The organism is Synechococcus sp. MEDNS5 (genome assembly GCF_014279875.1).
Taxonomy (GTDB): Bacteria; Cyanobacteriota; Cyanobacteriia; order PCC-6307; family Cyanobiaceae; genus Synechococcus_C.
Map to the genome: position 1 here is coordinate 611,873 of NZ_CP047952.1, position 18,040 is coordinate 629,912.

At 59.6% G+C, this 18,040-nt stretch carries 19 protein-coding genes; 6 read left to right on the forward strand and 13 right to left on the reverse strand.

The window, feature by feature from the left end:
* Positions 1 to 55 precede the first annotated feature (55 nt).
* Positions 56 to 397, reverse strand: a complete 342-nt coding sequence (locus SynMEDNS5_RS03010; protein ID WP_186584222.1) for a multidrug efflux SMR transporter — start codon at positions 395 to 397, stop codon at positions 56 to 58.
* Positions 398 to 468: 71 nt separating this feature from the next.
* Here SynMEDNS5_RS03010 and SynMEDNS5_RS03015 point away from each other — a divergent pair, with 71 nt between their 5' ends.
* Positions 469 to 1,056, forward strand: a complete 588-nt coding sequence (locus SynMEDNS5_RS03015; protein WP_011932517.1) for an inorganic diphosphatase — start codon at positions 469 to 471, stop codon at positions 1,054 to 1,056.
* Between the two features lie 91 nt (positions 1,057 to 1,147).
* Here SynMEDNS5_RS03015 and SynMEDNS5_RS03020 read toward each other — a convergent pair whose 3' ends face one another.
* Positions 1,148 to 2,125 (reverse strand): hypothetical protein, encoded by a 978-nt coding sequence (locus SynMEDNS5_RS03020; RefSeq protein ID WP_186584223.1) that lies wholly within the window; start codon positions 2,123 to 2,125, stop codon positions 1,148 to 1,150.
* 159 nt (positions 2,126 to 2,284) lie between these two features.
* Between SynMEDNS5_RS03020 and SynMEDNS5_RS03025 the strand changes: the two genes are divergently transcribed.
* Complete coding sequence (locus SynMEDNS5_RS03025) at positions 2,285 to 2,794, forward strand: L,D-transpeptidase (protein WP_186584224.1); 510 nt, start codon at positions 2,285 to 2,287, stop codon at positions 2,792 to 2,794.
* Here the strand turns inward: SynMEDNS5_RS03025 and SynMEDNS5_RS03030 are convergent.
* Positions 2,784 to 3,416, reverse strand: coding sequence for a MarC family protein (locus SynMEDNS5_RS03030; RefSeq protein ID WP_186584225.1), 633 nt, complete (start codon positions 3,414 to 3,416; stop codon positions 2,784 to 2,786). The genes SynMEDNS5_RS03025 and SynMEDNS5_RS03030 overlap by 11 nt on opposite strands.
* 2 nt (positions 3,417 to 3,418) lie before the next feature.
* Entirely contained in the window at positions 3,419 to 4,372 is a 954-nt protein-coding gene (gene hemC / locus SynMEDNS5_RS03035; RefSeq protein WP_186584226.1) for a hydroxymethylbilane synthase, read from the reverse strand.
* Positions 4,373 to 4,573: 201 nt separating this feature from the next.
* On the opposite strand from hemC, the gene SynMEDNS5_RS03040 reads away from it, so the two are divergent.
* Positions 4,574 to 5,026, forward strand: coding sequence for a DUF6561 domain-containing protein (locus SynMEDNS5_RS03040; RefSeq protein WP_186584227.1), 453 nt, complete (start codon positions 4,574 to 4,576; stop codon positions 5,024 to 5,026).
* Positions 5,027 to 5,148: 122 nt separating this feature from the next.
* Here SynMEDNS5_RS03040 and rpoD read toward each other — a convergent pair whose 3' ends face one another.
* Positions 5,149 to 6,492, reverse strand: a complete 1,344-nt coding sequence (rpoD, locus tag SynMEDNS5_RS03045) for an RNA polymerase sigma factor RpoD (RefSeq protein WP_186584228.1) — start codon at positions 6,490 to 6,492, stop codon at positions 5,149 to 5,151.
* 298 nt (positions 6,493 to 6,790) lie between these two features.
* Here rpoD and priA point away from each other — a divergent pair, with 298 nt between their 5' ends.
* Complete coding sequence (gene priA / locus SynMEDNS5_RS03050) at positions 6,791 to 9,082, forward strand: primosomal protein N' (RefSeq protein ID WP_186584229.1); 2,292 nt, start codon at positions 6,791 to 6,793, stop codon at positions 9,080 to 9,082.
* Between the two features lie 2 nt (positions 9,083 to 9,084).
* Here the strand turns inward: priA and SynMEDNS5_RS03055 are convergent, their stop codons facing one another.
* The 3 genes from SynMEDNS5_RS03055 to SynMEDNS5_RS03065 are packed head-to-tail and all read right to left on the reverse strand — an operon-like array spanning position 9,085 to position 11,614.
* Positions 9,085 to 10,176 carry a DUF3153 domain-containing protein gene (locus SynMEDNS5_RS03055; RefSeq protein WP_186584230.1) on the reverse strand — a complete coding sequence of 364 codons (1,092 nt, stop codon included), beginning with the start codon at positions 10,174 to 10,176 and terminating at the stop codon, positions 9,085 to 9,087.
* A gap of 3 nt (positions 10,177 to 10,179) precedes the next feature.
* The gene (argB, locus tag SynMEDNS5_RS03060) at positions 10,180 to 11,037 is read right to left on the reverse strand and encodes an acetylglutamate kinase (protein WP_255440271.1); all 858 of its coding nucleotides are present in this window, start codon (positions 11,035 to 11,037) and stop codon (positions 10,180 to 10,182) included.
* 10 nt (positions 11,038 to 11,047) lie between these two features.
* Positions 11,048 to 11,614, reverse strand: coding sequence for a DUF2854 domain-containing protein (locus tag SynMEDNS5_RS03065; RefSeq protein ID WP_186584232.1), 567 nt, complete (start codon positions 11,612 to 11,614; stop codon positions 11,048 to 11,050).
* A 67-nt stretch (positions 11,615 to 11,681) separates the two neighbouring features.
* On the opposite strand from SynMEDNS5_RS03065, the gene SynMEDNS5_RS03070 reads away from it, so the two are divergent.
* Positions 11,682 to 11,891, forward strand: a complete 210-nt coding sequence (locus SynMEDNS5_RS03070; protein ID WP_186584233.1) for a hypothetical protein — start codon at positions 11,682 to 11,684, stop codon at positions 11,889 to 11,891.
* Here SynMEDNS5_RS03070 and SynMEDNS5_RS03075 read toward each other — a convergent pair whose 3' ends face one another.
* On the reverse strand, positions 11,892 to 12,356 hold the full coding sequence (locus SynMEDNS5_RS03075; RefSeq protein WP_186584234.1) for a single-stranded DNA-binding protein: 465 nt from the start codon (positions 12,354 to 12,356) through the stop codon (positions 11,892 to 11,894).
* A 14-nt stretch (positions 12,357 to 12,370) separates the two neighbouring features.
* Between SynMEDNS5_RS03075 and SynMEDNS5_RS03080 the strand changes: the two genes are divergently transcribed.
* The gene (locus SynMEDNS5_RS03080; protein WP_186584235.1) at positions 12,371 to 13,180 is read left to right on the forward strand and encodes a precorrin-6A/cobalt-precorrin-6A reductase; all 810 of its coding nucleotides are present in this window, start codon (positions 12,371 to 12,373) and stop codon (positions 13,178 to 13,180) included.
* On the opposite strand, the gene SynMEDNS5_RS03085 is transcribed toward SynMEDNS5_RS03080, so the two are convergent.
* From SynMEDNS5_RS03085 to SynMEDNS5_RS03100, 4 genes are all read right to left on the reverse strand, one after another.
* A complete protein-coding gene (locus tag SynMEDNS5_RS03085; RefSeq protein ID WP_186584236.1) occupies positions 13,177 to 14,190 on the reverse strand; it encodes an adenosine kinase in 1,014 nt (337 codons plus the stop codon). The two genes, SynMEDNS5_RS03080 and SynMEDNS5_RS03085, sit on opposite strands and share 4 nt — an antisense overlap.
* Before the next feature lie 70 nt (positions 14,191 to 14,260).
* A complete protein-coding gene (locus SynMEDNS5_RS03090) occupies positions 14,261 to 15,574 on the reverse strand; it encodes an adenylosuccinate synthase (RefSeq protein ID WP_186584237.1) in 1,314 nt (437 codons plus the stop codon).
* A 112-nt stretch (positions 15,575 to 15,686) separates the two neighbouring features.
* The gene (gene psb27, locus SynMEDNS5_RS03095) at positions 15,687 to 16,112 is read right to left on the reverse strand and encodes a photosystem II protein Psb27 (RefSeq protein ID WP_186584241.1); all 426 of its coding nucleotides are present in this window, start codon (positions 16,110 to 16,112) and stop codon (positions 15,687 to 15,689) included.
* A gap of 32 nt (positions 16,113 to 16,144) precedes the next feature.
* Positions 16,145 to 17,941 (reverse strand): proline--tRNA ligase, encoded by a 1,797-nt coding sequence (locus SynMEDNS5_RS03100; RefSeq protein ID WP_186584242.1) that lies wholly within the window; start codon positions 17,939 to 17,941, stop codon positions 16,145 to 16,147.
* Between the last annotated feature and the right edge of the window lie 99 nt (positions 17,942 to 18,040).

The window sequence follows — 18,040 nt, forward strand, 5'->3', positions numbered from 1 at the left end:
TTCCCACAGGGAGTGTGATGTCTGTGCATCGATCGGCGTCACTGCAACGCTGTTTTCAGCCTTTGGTCAGGGGAGACGACAGATTCACAATCAGCACACCCGCTGTGATCAGCCCCATCCCGATCAGCTGACCTCCTGTGGGGACCTGTCGGTAGGCCACCACGCCAATCAGCACGATCGCCACAATGCCGATTCCGCTCCAGAGGGCGTAGCTGATGCCCATGGGAATCGTCTTCACCACCCGTGACATCAGCGTCATCGAAAGTCCATAGGCTGTGAGCACCACCAGGGTTGGCCATGGACGGCTGAATCCGTCCGACACCTTCAGGCAGGAGGTGCCGATCACCTCAGCGCCGATGGCGAGCAGCAACAGAGCCCAGGGGGAGAGGGACGGCATGGAATCGGATCGCTTCGTTTCAGTGTGCCGATCCAGCCCCCGTAGGATCACCGCGCTGAATGCCGTCTCCAATGGCCAATCTCGACCAGGCTCCCAGCCGCAGCATGCCCAATCTGTTGCATGTGCTCCCGGCCTTCGCCGACGAATCTGAGCTGCGTCTGAACACGATCGTGGAACTCAACTCCAACACGATCAACAAGTACGAGCTGATCACAGAAACCGGTCATCTGAAGCTGGATCGCGTTGGTTATTCTTCGCTGGCTTATCCCTTCGCCTATGGCTGCATTCCTCGCACCTGGGATGAGGATGGCGATCCACTTGATATTGAAATCGTCAACGTCACCGAGCCGCTGATCCCCGGATCAATCGTTGAGGCCCGCATCATCGGCATCATGACGTTTGATGATGGTGGTGAAGTCGACGACAAAGTGATCGCTGTGCTGGCTGACGACAAGCGCATGGATCACATCAAGAGCTTCGAGGATCTTGGTGATCACTGGAAAAAGGAAACCACCTATTACTGGGAGCACTACAAAGATCTCAAGAAGCCAGGAACCTGCACGGTGAACGGATTCTTCGGCACCGAGAAGGCCGTTGAGATCATTAAGACCTGTGAGGCCAGGTACATGGCAGAGATCGATCCCAAGCTCGTTGACTGAGTCGGCTTGAGGCTCTGAGACCTCTGAGATCCCCCACATCCTTGATGCCGCTCGCGAAAGCGTGAGCGGCATTTTTTGGGTTTGATCGTTCTTAGGGTTTGATCAGCAAGGGGCCGGGAGTGGCTGGGATGTTGTACGTCGCCCTCAACTCCGCAACGGGTTGATCGGCGACCGTCCAGAAATCAAGGTCTTGAATGAGATTGACGGAGCAGGCCAAGCCTTTTTCATATCCAGCCATCGCCGCATCAGGAATGAATTGACCAGTTTTCGGAGGGATGATGCTGTTACTCGTGCTGAAAGCCTTGCCGAGGTGGAAGTCGAGAATCACCTCCAGCAGGGATTCAAATCCGAATCCGTCAGTGAATAGACCTGCCTGAAAGGCCGCCACATTCATCTCTCCAGCACTGTCTGTGTTGAATCCGCCCAGGATGTGGCAGCAGTCGTGATTCACCAGAAGCTCTGAGGTGCTCTTGTGCTCCCCTGGTAAGGCCCAGCCGCGGTCTCGGTACCAGTGAAAGAACGTGTGGCCGAGAGTTCCCTCATCGAACGTGCTGAGAGTGGCATACCTGCTGGCGATGGACGCATCCCCGATGGCCTGATGGACGGCCGTGATGACGCCGCGAACGAAGCGAGAGGGAGTGTCCAGTCCTAAAAATTCACCCATGCTTCTGCGCCCGTAGTCGAGAAGCAAGCGTCTGAGATGGTTGTCTCTCACCTGGTGCAGGTCTTGCAGAGTCTGAGGGGCGATTTCGAGGAATGATGCGAAATCGTCCACAACGCCCACCATGCGTGGATCCACGTTCATGTCCACATAGGGAATAAGCACGAGGATTTGAATCAGCTGTTCCCGCTTGCTTCGATCCGTGATCAGCGCGGGGTAATCGGGAGGATGGCGAATCTCAAGGCTTTCGAGATCCACTGAGGAATGCAGAACATGGCGCTGAATGGCCTCCATCATCTCCAGCGTGATCGACTCCAGTGAAAGCACGCCTCCCGCTGTTCCAACGGTTTTGATCGCCTGCAGAAAGAGTCGCGCTTCCGCGTCCGTCCACTGAAGTTGCTGGGGCATTGATCGGAATCGGGTCCCCCGATCTAGCACCCAGGTTTTGGATGACGTTGTCATTGCGGTGACCAGCTGTTCGGTTTCTTCAGAAAGTCCTCCGATGGTTGACGGTTTTTGCTCTGACCGATGAATAGCTTGAGACCAGTAAGTCTTGAGTGTCTCGAGATGAAACACTTCTGTTTCAGGCGGGGAGCCTGCTCTGTTGCTGCTGTCACTGCTGTTCTCCTGGGCAGTGCAGCTCCCGGTACGGCCTCGATGGCGCTTGCTCCGGTCGCTGAGGACACGCATATTCATCTCGATCTGAGACAGCGGCGCATCAGCGTGATCCGCAACGGTCAACGCATCGGACCTTGGCCTGTGGCCATTGGCGACCCAAAGACTCCCACTCCGACGGGTGTCTTCCAGGTTGAGAACAAGCGGGTGAATCCCCAGTACGAAAGCACCAAGTCAGGTCGCATTCATCCGGTGACTGGACCCTCCAGTCCCCTGGGCCATCGCTGGATTGGTTTTCTTCAGCAGGGGCCCAACCAATTCGGGATTCATGGAACCCCCTGGCCCCATTGGGTGAAGATCCGGGCGGCAGTCTCCAATGGGTGCGTGCGCATGCTCAACGCCCATGTGCAAAAGCTCTATGAACTTGTGGATGTGGGCACCCCAGTGAAGATCACCCGCTGATGCCCAGCTCCCTCAACACAGGGAAGCCTGCGCGTAAACCAGTGAAAATCATCTGCACCGCGATTGAGGTGAGAAGAAGCCCCATGATCTTGGTGAGCACTTGAAGCGCTGACGCACTGATCTTGGAGGAGAGCATCTCCCCCGCTTCGAAGATCAGATACACCACGGCGGTTAGTGCCAGCACCACCACACTCAGTCCAATTTTGCCGCCCATGCTGGCTGCATTGGGGTCTGCGATCACCACTGTGAGTGTGCCTGGGCCTGCCAACAGAGGGATGCCGAGGGGCACAATCCCTTTCACCGCGGAGTTCTGATCCCGTTCGATGGACTCTGGATCATGGTGAACCTTTGATGGTTCTGAGCGCAGCATGGAGAGGCCGATCAGAACCACGATCAGCCCGCCGGCCACCTGGAATGCCGAGCGTGAAATTCCGAAAAATCCAAGTAGGTCGTTGCCCAGCCAGGTGGCCAGCATCAGGCTGATTAAAAACGTGATCGCACTGCTGCGAGCAATGGCGCGATCTTTGCGCCTGTTCCCATCCGTAAACGACAGGTAGATCGGCAGATTGCCGATGGGGTTCGAGATCGTGAAGATGCCAACAGCTGTGTGCAGAAGAGACATGGTCAGGCTTCGGGGCGCACCGCGGCAAAGATCTCCTGAAGGATCTCTCCCGCACCGCGGGATTTCAAGTCTGCAGCCAGGGCTCGGCCGATGGCTTCAGGATCGGTGAGGCTTCCGCGGCGCTCGTCACGGATCAGGCGTTGGCCATCCAGGCTGGCCACCATGCCGGTGAGGATCAGTTCCTGTCCATCGATGCGGCTGTTCACCCCAATCGGAACCTGGCATCCACCCTCCAGTTCGCGTAGGAAAGCCCGTTCGGCCAGGCAGCGCCCGGCTGTGGGCGCATGCTCAAGAACCTGAATGAGCTTCAGCACCTCAGGCCGATCACAGACGCACTCAATTCCGAGAGCACCCTGCCCCACAGCGTGAAGAGAGATGTGGCCAGGGATGATCTGGTGGATGCGGTCCCCGAATCCCAGCCGGCTCAGGCCAGCGGCCGCGAGAATCAGGCAGTCGTATTGCCCCGCATCGAGTTTCTCGAGGCGAGTGATCACATTCCCGCGCACATCCTTGAACTGGAGATGGGGGAAGTGATGGCGCAGCTGGGCCAGTCTGCGCAGAGAGCTTGTGCCCACCACCGAGCCTTCAGGAAGGGTTTCCAGGGTGTGGTCCGCGTTTTTGCTGTTGACTACGAGGGCGTCCGCGGGATCCTCTCTTTCGGTGATGCATCCCAGCATCAGCCCCTCAGGAAGGTTGGTGGGCAGATCCTTCAGGGAATGGACGGCAATCTCCGCCCTGCCCACGAGCATCTGTGCTTCGAGTTCTTTGGTGAACAGGCCCTTGTCGCCAATCTTGGCGAGGGCCACATCGAGAATCTTGTCGCCCTGGGTGGCCATCGCCTCAACTGAGATCGCCAAGCCGGGATGTGCCGACTCCAGTTCTGCCTTCACCCAGTTGGTTTGAACCATGGCCAGCTGGCTGCGGCGGGATGCAATGCGCAGGTGCTCGAGAGCCATGGACATTTCAAAACGATGGGTCACCCTACGAAGCCAACGGATCCAAACCCCCTCAGCTTGAAGAGAGTGACACGGAATGAATGCGGTGGATTCCATCGCAGCCGTTGCCTCTTCGCGCGTTGCTGACCATCCATCTGCCTGCGACGGCAGCCCAGGAAGCGCACGAGTCGGCCTACCATCGATTCCTATCGATTGGGTTTCATGCCAGGACCTGTCGTCAACGGTGTGAAAGTGGGACGTTCCGCATCCGGTGAAGCTGCCTCTCAAGTGGCTGAAGCCCTTCCATTTCTGCCAGTTCTCAGTGAGGGAACGATCCGCGTGGTGTTACTCACCAGTGGGCATTTGGTCGTGGCGCGTCTCCGGCAGACCACCGACCCTGATGGTGATAGTGCTTATCAATTGATTCGCCCCCTACGCCTGGTCGGGGACCTCGATGGGGATGAATGGTCCCTGCATCCATTTCTGGCGGGGCTGACACCGCAACGCAACATCGTGATGCTGAAGGCAGCAGTAGCCGCAGTGCTTGAGCCCGAAGCCAGAATTCTTCAGGTGTACACCCGCTCCACGAATCAGGAATGCCCGCCATCAGAAACCCCGGTTGAGCGGTTGAAAAAAGCTTTCCAGGAATTCACCGACAGCATTGAGCCTGGTTGAACCAACATTGAAAAGAGCCATTAAGAGCCTTTTTGCTCTCGTTGAAAGACAGTTCTTTCTGGCTCATTAATCAAGCGACTGACACCGTTTTGGTCTGTGATGCCAGTCCAATTCAGGTTTATCTATTTGATGTATTCCTTGAGAACTCCGTTGCGGTTCGGGTGGCGCAGCTTGCGCAGGGCCTTGGCTTCAATCTGGCGGATGCGTTCGCGGGTGACATCGAAGATCTGTCCGATCTCCTCAAGGGTCTTCATGCGACCGTCATCGAGGCCATAGCGAAGCCGCAGCACATCCCGTTCCCGTGGGCTCAGGGTGGCGAGGACGCCTTCAAGGTCTTCCCTGAGCAGGTTCTTGGCGACATCCTGCTCTGGATTCTCGATGTCGGCTTCAATGAAGTCGCCAAGGCGCGAATCTTCCTCCTTGCCGATCGGTGTCTCCAAAGAAATAGGCAGCTGGGCGCTCTTGGCAATGAACCGCAGCTTTTCGATGGTCATCTCCATCGATTCGGCGATTTCTTCTTCTGTGGGCTTGCGGCCGAATTCCTGACTCAGAACTTTGGTGGTCTTCTTGATCCGCGAGATTGTCTCGTAGAGGTGAACAGGAAGTCGGATCGTGCGGCTCTGGTCGGCAATGGCGCGCGTGATTGCCTGGCGAATCCACCACGTGGCGTAGGTGGAGAATTTGTAACCCTTTTCGTGATCAAACTTTTCCGCGGCTCGGATCAGACCCAGGCTGCCCTCCTGAATCAGGTCCTGGAAGCTCAGGCCCCGGTTCATGTATTTCTTGGCAATCGATACCACCAGCCTCAGGTTGGATTGCACCATCTTTTCCTTGGCTCTGCGGCCCAACATCAGTCGCCGGCGGAAGCGAATGAGTGGCATTTCCACCAGAGCAGCCCATTCCTTGTTGTCGGGAAGCTTGCCGTTGTCGCTTTCAAACTGAGCTGCGAGTTCCTCGAGATGGAGGAGGTCGGCAATCTTTCGGGCCAGTTCGATTTCTTCATCGGGGCGTAGGAGCCGGATGCGACCGATTTCCTGGAGGTACACGCGAATGGAGTCTTCGGTGTAAACACCTTTGGGCCCCACCTTGATGCTGGCGAGAACCTTGGCTTTGGCGTCTGCTTTGGCTTTTTCTTCTTTGCCAGCGGTTGCAGCATCAAGGGCTGCCTTAGTGGTCTCCGCACCCTTGCCTGAGGCTTTGGCCAGCAGCTGATCAGCTGCTGCATTGAGATCGACCGCAGCGGGGGCAGCCGTCTTGCTGCGGCTGCTGGTTTTTGCAGTTTTGGTTGTCTTCGCGGCGGGTTTGGCCTTGCTGCTCTTAGGTGACGACGAAGCCGCTTTGCTCTTGGGCTTGGCCTTGGCTTTAACAGTCAACTCCTTGGGTTGGCCGTTGGCATCGGCCACCATTACGATCGCTGGGGATGTCGTGGCGTCAGCCTGAGCTGACTTGCTCGCAGCAGGGCTCATGGGAATCAGGCGAAGAACTTCAATGTCGAACTTGCAACTGTGGCGGCTGAGCAGAGCTCAGAAACGCTTCACTGTGTTTTGATCTCCCCTTTGCTCAGGGGCAGACAACACGAGACAGTGATCAAGGTCAGGGTGATGGGTCGGGTTGATGCAGGGCTGTCAGGGGCTTTCTCAGACCGGTGAGCCGACAGGTAAACCGTGGCTCGAGCTTCGTGTCTTCCCACTGGACGGAACTCTGCAGTGTTCCGACAACAGCTTGTGAGCTGTCCAACAAAACCATCTTAAGAAAAAACATGTGATGTCTGCAACCCCCGAGGAATCCTTTCAATCGGAAGGTGTTGCATGCCCGATGCAGGTGGTGGATGTCTGGCTTGAGGCTGGTCGGGAGGGGCGGACGTTCACCTATGCGGACCATCGCCGACTGGGGGTATCCCTTGGTGATCTTGTCGTGGTGCGTCTGCGCGGTCGGCGTCTGCAGGGGTTGGTGACAGCATCCCGTTCTTTGTGCGACGACGACGAGCAGGAGCGATCCCATCACCTTCAGCCCGTGGAGGCCTTGCTCCAGCAGGCTGCCGTGGACTCTGAATGGCAGGCCTGGCTCAACGCCATGGCGGCCTCCTTGCATACCAGTTCCTTCAGGATGCTCAAAGCAGCCCTGCCACCAGGCTGGCTGGGGCAGCGGGCCAAGCCCCCTGCATCCGGTCGAAAGCTGTGGTGGATCGCTCTCCTGCCCGCAGGCGTTGTGCCTCCGCCTCGATCCGCTCGTCAGCAAGCCTTGCTGGACTGTCTGAAGGCTGCTGGTGGGGGAGCTTGGCAACGGGATCTCCTCAACCAGGGGTTTCACGCCGGGATGGTGCAGTCACTGCATTCCAAGGGATACGTACGTCGAGAGCAGCGGCTTGCTTCGGCCTCCGAGCCCTTTAACGAGCGCCATGGCGCTCGTTGCGATCAAGACGAGCTGGAACCACCACGCAACCTCACCGTGGAGCAGCAGGCTGCGCTCGAACGTTTTCAGGAGTTGCCTGAGGGCGGCGGTCTTCTCCTGTGGGGAATCACTGGCTCAGGCAAAACAGAGGTGTATCTGCAGTTGGCGGCCGCGGAGATCGTCCGTGGTCGTCATTGCCTTCTTCTCACTCCTGAAATTGGCTTGATTCCCCAGTTGGCGGACCGCTGTCGCAACCGTTTCGGCCGGCGAGTGCTCGAATACCACAGCGGTTGCAGCGATGGGGAGAGGGTGCGCTGCTGGCGTCGCTGCCTTGAAGCGGAGGAGCCTCTGGTGGTGGTTGGAACGCGCTCAGCGATCTTTCTCCCCTTGCGTCCCCTCGGTCTTGTGGTGCTCGATGAAGAGCACGACAGTTCCTACAAGCAGGAATCCCCGATGCCCTGCTATCACGCACGCAATCTTGCTCTCGATCGGATTCGCCGTCAGGGAGGACGACTTCTGCTTGGTAGTGCCACCCCCTCTTTGGAGTCCTGGAGTCGGCTGAAGCCGAAGGGCCCCCTTGAACTGGCCAGGCTTTCCTCCCGGATCTCCCGGCAATCCCTGCCCCCGGTTCGCGTCATCGACATGCGCCACGAGCTTGCGGAAGGCCATAAGCAGCTCATCAGTCGCGCTCTGATGGACCGGTTGGCGGCCCTTCCTGCCAAGGGAGAACAGGCTGTCGTTTTGGTTCCGCGCCGCGGCTACAGCACATTTCTCAGCTGCCGCAGCTGCGGTGAGGTGGTGATGTGTCCTCATTGCGATGTCGCCATGACCGTTCATGGAAGCCGTTCTCAGCAGCAGTGGCTTCGCTGTCATTGGTGTGACCATCGCGCTGCTGTGACAGACCACTGCACAGCCTGCGGTTCCTCTGCTTTCAAGCCGTTCGGTGCGGGTACGCAAAGGGTGATGGAGCGCTTGTCCGAGGAGCTGGAAGGGCTGCGCCTGCTCCGATTCGATCGCGACACAACAGGAGGGCGCGACGGTCATCGGCGCCTGTTGGCCCGTTTTGCCGACGGTGAAGCTGATGTTCTGGTAGGGACCCAGATGCTCGCCAAGGGAATGGATCTGCCCCAGGTCACCCTGGCTGCGGTGCTCGCGGCTGATGGCCTTCTGCACCGCCCTGATCTGCGGGCCGGTGAGCACTCTCTGCAGCTCATGCTCCAACTGGCTGGGAGGGCAGGCCGTGGAGAGAAACCTGGTGAAGTGCTTGTGCAGACCTACAGCCCGGATCACCCGGTGATCCAGCATCTGATCGATGGCCGCTATGAACGGTTTCTCGATGAGGAATCGACGCTCAGACAGCAGGCGGGATTGGTTCCCTACGCGCGAGCCTGTCTGCTGCGATTGGCGGGGCGTTCCGCAGCCGCCACAGCGACTGCCGGAACTCTTCTGGCTGAACAACTTCGCCCTCTTTGCGTCGCTGCCGGGTGGCAGCTGCTTGGACCAGCGCCAGCGCCGGTCGCCCGTGTGGCAGGGCGCAGCCGCTGGCAGCTGTTGCTGCACGGCCCGCCGGAGTCGCCCATCCCTCTGCCTAAGGGCTCGGACCTTTGGGATGGGTTGCCCAAGGATGTGACCCTCTCTGTGGATCCCGATCCACTTCAGCTCTGATGTCAGGAAGGGAGCTGCGGGTATCCAAAGCCCAGGGATTGCCGGATCGACTGCAGCAGGGTGCTGACCAGCAGAAGCCCCAGGATCACGAGGCTGCCGAGGCCGAGGCGGCTCCATTGCCATCGGTGCAATTCCAGATGGTTCACTTCCCCCTGGACCAGGGACCAAACGATGCGTTGGTCCTCGAGACGCGCCGGGATCGGCACGCTGCTCACGTGACGCAGGTCGGTGCCTGGGCTAATGGTCACCGACAGGGAATCGTTGGGAAGGGAGGCGATCTCCGTTAGATCCAGGTTCAGGGTCAGGTCCTGCTGCACGCCGACCAACCAGTTCCGTTCGTGCATGCTGAGATCGGGTGGTGGCAGCGACAGTCCTGCGAAGCGTCCCGCGCGTTCAACGGTGTCGGCCATCAACCTTGCGGCCGCGTCAGCATTCATAGGCCGACTGGTGAGATTGAGTTTTCCATCGCGCAGGAAGGTCTGAGTCCAGTTCGGCTCCTGATCGCGCATCGCTGCTCGGAAATTGCTCTGCCAGGGCAGTGTGTGGCCGCTCAGGCTGTTGATGTGCCAAGACATCTCAAGGCGGTCCGGGCCCACCAGATCCAGGTCCGCCCGGATCTGCATGCAGCCTCCCAGAAGAAGGGTGAGACCCACGAGCACCACGAGCACCACCGCGGCAAACCCTGCCGATGGACCTGGGGTTGGCCCTGTTGGTGGTGGTGGTGGCGGAGTCGGTTGCCGACGACGTCGGCTGATGCGTGGACGCTGGCCCATGCGTGGCGTCATCTCGAGGGTGGGGAGCTGCATCGACCAGCGCGCAGGCCGTTCCAGGCTGGGTGCCTCCAGCACATTCAGAAGCTGTTTGGCCCGATTGCGTAGGTCTGGGTCTTTACAGCGAGTGAGAAGCCTGCAGGTGCTGATCGCGCGTCGCTCTTCTCCTTGCCCCATCCATGCTGTGACCATCAGCATGCGGATCATCGCCCCCTCGGGTTCGCTGATGGGGTGAGTGGATGCCAACGGTTCCAGAAGACGAAGGCACCGGCCATAGTCACCCCGATCCAGTGCCTGCTGCGCTTCTGCCAGGCCGATGGTCATGGTTCAGCTGCGTCCCAGCACCATGGTGCCGATTCCAGCATCTGTGAACACCTCCAGGAGCAACGCATGGGGGACCCTGCCATCCAAGATGTGCGCTGCGGAGACACCCTGGGCGAGTGCACGGATGCAGCATTCGGTTTTCGGGGTCATGCCACCGGCAACGATGCCGTCGTCGATCAGCTGCCGGGCCTCCGATAGCTTGAGCTGTCGGATCAGCGACTCCGGTGATTCCCGATCTCTGAGAATGCCTGGAGTATCGGTGAGCAGGATCAGCTTTTCGGCCTCCAATGCCGCTGCCAGCTCGCCAGCGACGGTGTCAGCGTTGATGTTGTGCGCGACCCCCTCACGATTGGCGGCAACACTGGAGATCACCGGTACATAGCCACGATCCAGAAGGGGCTCGAGCACATCCGGGTTGACGCGGGCTACATCGCCCACCAGCCCATGGCTGCCGTCGCCCCAGGAGCGGGCTTCCACCAGGCTGCCGTCGCTTCCACTTAGGCCGACCGCCTTGGCTCCGAGGCGATTCAGTCCATTCACAATCTGTTTGTTGACCCGGCCCACCAGAACCATTTCCACTACATCCATCGTCGATGGATCAGTGACTCGCAAGCCCTCGCGGAATTCAGGTGCAATGTCGAGCCGTTTCAACCAATGGTTGATCTCAGGTCCTCCGCCGTGAACAACCACCGGTTGCACACCCACGCTGCGCAAGAGGGCGAGATCCCTGAACACAGCAGTCTGCAGTTCGGCATGAGCCATGGCCGCGCCGCCGTACTTCACCACGATCCGTCGCCCGGCGAATCGCTGGATATACGGAAGGGCTTCGCTCAGGACGGAAACCCTGAGAGCGTCATCCATCGCTTCGTGATCAGGACTCACCATGCTCGCCCGCCGAGGAGGCGCCTGCCGGCAGAAGGGTGAGATCGAGGCTGTCCCCGTCGAGTGGCGTGATGGTTGCAGTAAGACCTTTGGCGAAGAATCGACCGAGACGATCCCTGCGCTCTTGCCAGCGCTCGAGCGGGACCGCCTCGCAGGCAAAGCGCATGCGCAGGCCATAACCGCACTCACCGTGGAGCTCCTCGATCTCAAGGAGCTGAGGAGGGCGATCCTCGTCCCAGAGTTTCAACGCCTCAAGAGAGCTCTCTAGATGGGCTTTTTGACCGTATCTCCAGCGCGTCACATCGCCGAGCAGTTTGCCGAGTTCAGGGGCTGCAGCCTCCCTTTCCTGCCGTAGCTGGTTCTTGGGAACAACCCGTCTGGCGGGCGGCAGTTCCGATGACTTCAGGGCCAATCCTCCGAGCAGGATCGGGATTCCATAGAAAATTGTGGGGAGGCTGAGGTTGGCGTTGCCTGTGCTGTAGGCCACTGCACCGACCACCGTGAGCACGCCTCCGGCAACAGTGACCAAACTTCCCGGTGAAAGCAGATCCTTCATTCGCCCTCGACAGTGGCGACATTCTGCCGGCGTGGGGGCCAGGATGGGCTGATCACGGATCACTCCGATGGAGAGCACTACACCCCCGGAAACCTCTTCGCCGCCCGAGGAGGCTGCGTCGGAGCTCATCCAACAGCTGGAGCAAGACAGAGCCTGGCTGCTTGAGCAGATCGATCGTGGGCGCTGGTCCGAGTTTCGATTGGACCTGGCCGCATTGGAACGCGAACTCGGTCAGCTGCTCCGCAGAGCCGCGGAGCAGCGACCGGCCGATGGGTAATCAGAAGGGAATGTCGTCGGTATCAGGCACCAGTGGAGCGCTGTTCCACTGAGCAGCAGGTTCTGCAGCAGGAGGCTGGGAGGCTGCTTGCCGGGGCGTGACCGGTTGAGAGGCTTGCTGGGCCTGCGGTGCGGATGGTGCTGCCTGCATTCCAGACGGTGTTGCGCCAACTGCATGCAGGCGTGACAAGGTGAATTCGGCCCTTTTCTCTTTGGTGCCGTCTTGCCGGGGAACAGTGTTCATCCGGAGACGGCCCTCGATCACCAGCCGTTGCCCCACCTGCACGCGGTTCTGGAGGTCTTGGGCAAGGTTGCCCCACCCCACAACTTTCAGTTGCCCGCGGGGATCATCCGGTCGAAGAGCATCGAAGCCCACGTCCATTTCGGCGATCGGAGTTTGATTGTCCTGGGTGTAACGGAGGGTGGGAGCCTGGAGCACATCCACTTCCAGAACGCAGTGATTCATCCTCGATCGATGCGGTGAGCGCCATCCTGATGCACCGACGTACGAATCGCCAGATCCACGTTCTTGTGTTCGCAGGCACCGGCGAGGGCCCTGCGCTGGTTGCGGCCCTCGCGCAAGCAGGCTGGGGCGTCAGCGTCAGCGTTGTCACGGAATCCGCGGCCCACGCGTACCGATTCGCAGACCTTAGGGATCTGCATGTGGGTTCGTTCCCTTCATTCGAGGATCTCCGCGCCCATTGCCTGACCCACGCTGTTGATGCGGTGGTGGATGCGACCCATCCCTTCGCGCTCACGATCAGCGCTCAGCTGCAGCAGGTGTGCATGGCCCAGTCTTTGTTCCTCGTGCGATTTGAACGTCCGGGATGGACCGGAGACCGGGCGTCCCTGCTCAGCGGGGTGCATGCACTCGCCCATCAGCCCCTGCAGGGTCACAGGGTGCTGCTGGCTTTGGGCGCCAGACATCTGGCGGCGGCCACGCAGGCCGGCCGGGCTGCTGGTGCAATCGTGAAAGCTCGGGTTTTGCCGACGCCTGCGGCGATCCGGCTCGCGGGAGCCGCGGGTCTCTCCGGAGAGGATCTGGCGGTGCTGCGACCCCTGAGCGGAATTCGCCCAGGGGCTGTTGAGGCCGCTCTCTGCCGCCGCTGGGCCATTACCGACGTGCTCTGCAGGCAGTCAGGAGGTGCGGCTGATGCGCTGTGGAGCGCTCTCGCCGAGTCGGTCGGATTTCATTTGTGGAAATTGAAGCGGCCTTCCCCCCCAGAGACTGTCCCTGTCGTTCAGAGCACGCAAGAGCTCCTCACGTCTTTGGATGGCTTGTCGGTTTAGCTCAGGTGCTGGGCAACCAAGTCCTTGAGCGACACCTGGGAACGCGGCCCGAGCTGGGTCACCACCTGTCCAGCACAGATGGAACCGATCTGTCCACAGGCCTCCAACGCAAGTCCCTGGGTGTACCCATGCAGAAAGCCGCCGGCGTAGAGGTCGCCAGCGCCTGTGGTGTCGATCAGATCTCCCAGTGCATAGGAAGGAATGTCCCAGCGCTGGTCACCACTGAGCACCACAGACCCCCGCTCGCTGCGGGTGAGTGCGGCCACACTGCAGCAGCCTTTGACCTGCGCGAGTGCGGAGTCGAAATCATCCGTGCTGTACAGCGATGTGAGTTCACTCTCATTGGCGAACAGCACATCCACATGGCCGTTCACCAGGTCGAGGAAGCTGTCGCGGTGTCGGTCGACGCAGAAGCCATCGGACAGGGAGAGTGCGACCTGGCCGCCTTCTCCTTTGCAGGCTTCCGCTGCAGCGATGAAGGCTCGCTTCGCAGCCGGACTATCCCAGAGGTATCCCTCGAGGTAAAGCACTTTTGTTTGCTTCACCATCGACAGATCCAGGTCATCCGGCTCGAGCTGCGTGGATGCACCCAGAAACGTACACATGGTGCGTTCGGCATCTGGGGTGACGTAGATCAAGCAGCGTGCGGTGGTGGAGCCGCTGGTGGCGGCTGGTGTGTCAAATCGGGCTCCCACGGCGCGGATGTCGTGGCTGAAGATCGATCCGAGTTGGTCATCCCGCACCCGTCCGATGAATCCGACTTGGCCGCCGAGTTGGGCAATGCCCACCATCGTGTTGGCCACCGAGCCACCGGAGGTCTCCAATCCTGGACCGCTGGCGCTGTAGAGCGCTTCTGCCTGCTGCTCATCGATCAGGGCCATGCCGCCTTTTTGAAGGCCCTGTTGCTCGAGAAACGCGTCATCGGTCTGTACGAGCACATCAACGATGGCGTTGCCGATCCCCACCACGTCAAACGTGGTGGAGGAGTTGGCGAATCGTGATGTGCTCATGGGGGCAGGACGGGTGAACTGGGGCAGTCTCGCTGTTCGTGGCCCCCTCGTTGCTGCACGCCCTGGTTGATCAGGCGCTCAACAGGGCCCGTTTCGGTCCGTGAATCGGATCTTCCACCACGATGGTCTGATCGCGGCTGGCACCGAGGGACACGATGGCGATGGGAACTTCCATCAGGTCGGCGAGGAAGCGCAGATAGGCCATGGCTTTCTCAGGCAGATCGTCCAGGTGGCGACAGTCCGCGGTGGAACATTGCCACCCCGGCAGCGTTTCGTAGATCGGCTTGCAGCGGGCGAATGCCTCAGAACAACTTGGGAAGTGATCGATGCGTTCGCCATCGAGTTCGTAGGCCACGCAGACCTGGAGGGCATCGATCTCATCGAGCACGTCCAGTTTGGTGACCGCAAGGCAATCGAGACCGTTGACTTCGACGGCATAGCGTCCGATGACGCCATCAAACCAGCCACAGCGGCGACGCCGCCCAGTGGTGGTGCCAAATTCACCACCGCGGTCGCAGAGGTGATCGTTGAGGCTGCCGTCGAGTTCGGTGGGGAAGGGTCCTTCTCCCACCCGGGTGGTGTAAGCCTTGGCGACGCCGATCACGCGATCGATCAGCGTTGGTCCAACACCTGCACCGATGCAGGCTCCTCCGGACACTGGGTTGGAGGAGGTGACGTAGGGATAGGTGCCGTGATCCAGATCGAGGAGTGTTCCCTGAGCACCTTCGAAAAGGATGTTTTTCCTGTTGCGGGCAGCTCCGTGGATGGCCCGGGAGCAATCCACAACATGGGGTGCCAAACGCTGGCCGTAGTCCAGATACTCGGCGATCACCTCTTCGGCGTTGAGGGGATCCATGCCATAGATGGTTTGCAGGAGCTGATTCTTCTCCTGCAGCGGTCCTTCGAGGCGATCCCTCAGCCGTTGTTCATCGAGCAGATCGATGACCCGGATGCCGCTTCTCTGCGACTTATCCGCATAGGTCGGACCGATGCCCCTACCGGTGGTCCCGATTCTGCGGTCGCCCCGTTGGCGTTCCATCGCCTGATCCAGCAGACGGTGATACGGCATCGTGACGTGGGCTGTCGATGCCAGCTGCAGGCCTGAGATGTCGATGTCGTTTTTGATGAGCATGTCGAGCTCACCGAGCATCACCCGCGGATCCACAACGGTTCCCGATCCGATCAGACAGATCGTGTCTGGATAGAGGATCCCGGAGGGAATCAGGTGGAGCTTCAGGACCTGACCATCAACAACGATGGTGTGCCCGGCGTTGACGCCGCCCTGATAACGCACCACTACATCCGCGGAACGACTCAGAAGGTCGGTGATCTTTCCTTTTCCCTCGTCACCCCACTGAGCACCGATGACGACAACGTTGGCCAAAGACTCGGCGGCCCGAAGCCGCGGTTCTGCACAATCCGTAAGTCTCTCAGACTTACCCGCCGGGGGTCAAAGAGACTTCGGATTCTGTGATGGAGGCCGATCGGCCGTTGTGTCAGGTTCCGCGAAGAGCCGCTTTTTCCGCCTTGGTGAGCTCTTTCTCAACGCGCGTTTTCAGAGCATCCGGCACAGGACGATTGGTGTAAGTGTTGTAGTGACCCTGCAGTGAATTGAGCGCTGTCTGCATCGTTGTGAATGAGCTCAATCCGTTCACCTGAGGCCTGGGACGGTACCGGGACATGTAGTCATTAATGAGGTCGTGGGCTTCATGCTCGGAGTTCTGCAGCCCCTCTGCGTCGGAAGGCAGCGCCAGGGTGTTCTGAAGCATGTGGACCACAGCCACGGTGTCTTCGACGTAATCCCCGGAAAGCAACGAGGTGGTGCTGTCACCACAGGCGGTGAGCAGAAGAGAGAGTCCGAGGCAGAGCGACAGGGTGAGGCTCGTGAGATGTCGGCCCAGGCGGGTCAGCGCGGCGTGCATGGCTTGGAGGATTTGCGGAACTTTAATGGGGGTCAGATCCCGGGTTGCAGGGGGGTGAGGATCGAATCCTGCACCTGTCGGAAGGCCTCTTGATGGTTCATCGATGTGGAACTGCGTGCAGACCGCTCAACCACCTCAACCTTCCCATCTCCAGCATCCCTGCCCACCACGATTCTCCAGGGAATGCCGATGAGGTCAGCATCTTTGAATTTCACGCCGGCCCGCTCATCACGATCATCCAGCAAGGCATCGATTCCGGCGTCTAAGAACGACTGATACAGACCTTCTCCCAGGGCGACCTGGGTTGCATCCTGGATCTTGGCAATGACCACGATCACTTGAAATGGGGCAATACCCACAGGCCAGCAAATGCCCGCATCGTCGTGGTGTTGTTCCACAGCAGCCTGGGCAAGCCTGGAGATGCCGATGCCGTAGCAACCCATCAGCAGCGCCTCCTGCCGGCCCTCACTGTTGGTGAACCGAGCATCAAGGGCTTCTGAATATTTTCTCCCGAGTTGAAAGATATGCCCCACTTCAATCCCCCGGCATTCCGAAAGGGTCTGGGCAGGATCGTGAACACACCGCTCTCCGGCATGCGCTGTCCTCAGGTCTGCTCTGATCTGCTCCGGTATCGCCTCCCAGGTGCGGCCCCAGTGGTGTTGATCCCTGCTATTGGCTCCACAGACGAATCGCGGCAAATCGACTGCCGTTGCATCGGCTAGTCGCAGAAAATGGCTCTGCCAGGAGCGGCATCCTTTCAGGGCCGTGTCGCTGAGATCGGGGCCAATGGATCCAAAAGGAAGCTCTGATAGCCCCTGCTGGCGAAGCTGATTTTCGGAGATGGGACTGATCTCAAGAACCGTGGCATCAAGCGATCGACTGACCGCATTCGCCAGCTTCACATCATTGAGAACCTGATCTCCCCGCAGGCTGACCAGGGTCGGCTGCTCCCGTCCGTCGTCGAGGCGGGCGAGCAGTACGAGCACTTTCACGGTCTGGGTAGGGTCCAAACCATTAGCTGCACAAAGCTGTTCGATTGAGGCCTGATCAGGTGTCTCGATCATTCGCTCTGCACCGGCCTCGAGCGGTTGGGCCACGGAGGGCAACGACGTTGCTTTCTCCTGATTCGCCGCGTACAGGCCATCGCTGCTGGTGAGAATCAGATCCTCGCCAGCTTCGGCGGTCACCATGTATTCCTGGGATGCGGCGCCGCCGATGGCGCCGCTGTCGGCGTCTACGGCCACGGCCTCGAGTCCACACCTCTTGAAGATCCGCGAATAGGCCGCAGCCATCGCCTGATAGGTGCCTTCGAGGTCGTCCTGGTTGGCGTGGAACGAATAGGCATCTTTCATGATGAATTCCCTCCCGCGCATCAAGCCGAAGCGAGGACGGATCTCATCCCTGAATTTGGTCTGGATCTGATAAAGCGTGACCGGCAGTTGCCTGTAGGAGCGGAGCAGGTCCCCTGCCAGTTCGGTGATGACCTCTTCATGGGTCGGGCCGAGGCCCAGTTGACGGTTCTGTCGATCCTCAAGGTGAAACATGATTCCCTCCCCAGCGGTGTAGCCCTGCCAGCGGCCGCTTCTTTCCCAGAGATCAGCAGGCTGGAGCTGGGGGAGAAGAGTCTCGAGAGCCCCAAGACTGTTCAGCTCGTCGCGCACGATCGCATTGATCTTGCGAAGCACCCTCCACATCATCGGCAAATAGGCATAGATGCCTGAGCCGATTCGACGGATGTATCCCCCTCGCACAAGTAATTGATGGGAGGGGATTTCTGCGTCAGCAGGGACGTCCCTCAGCGTCACCAGCATCAGGCGGGAGACGCGCATGACATCCAAACAAAAGAACCCGGGAAAGTTATCACCGCTGATAAAACGGTCGATCCGAGAAGTGTCCCTTTGGCTGTGATCGTTGCTGGCATCACGAGT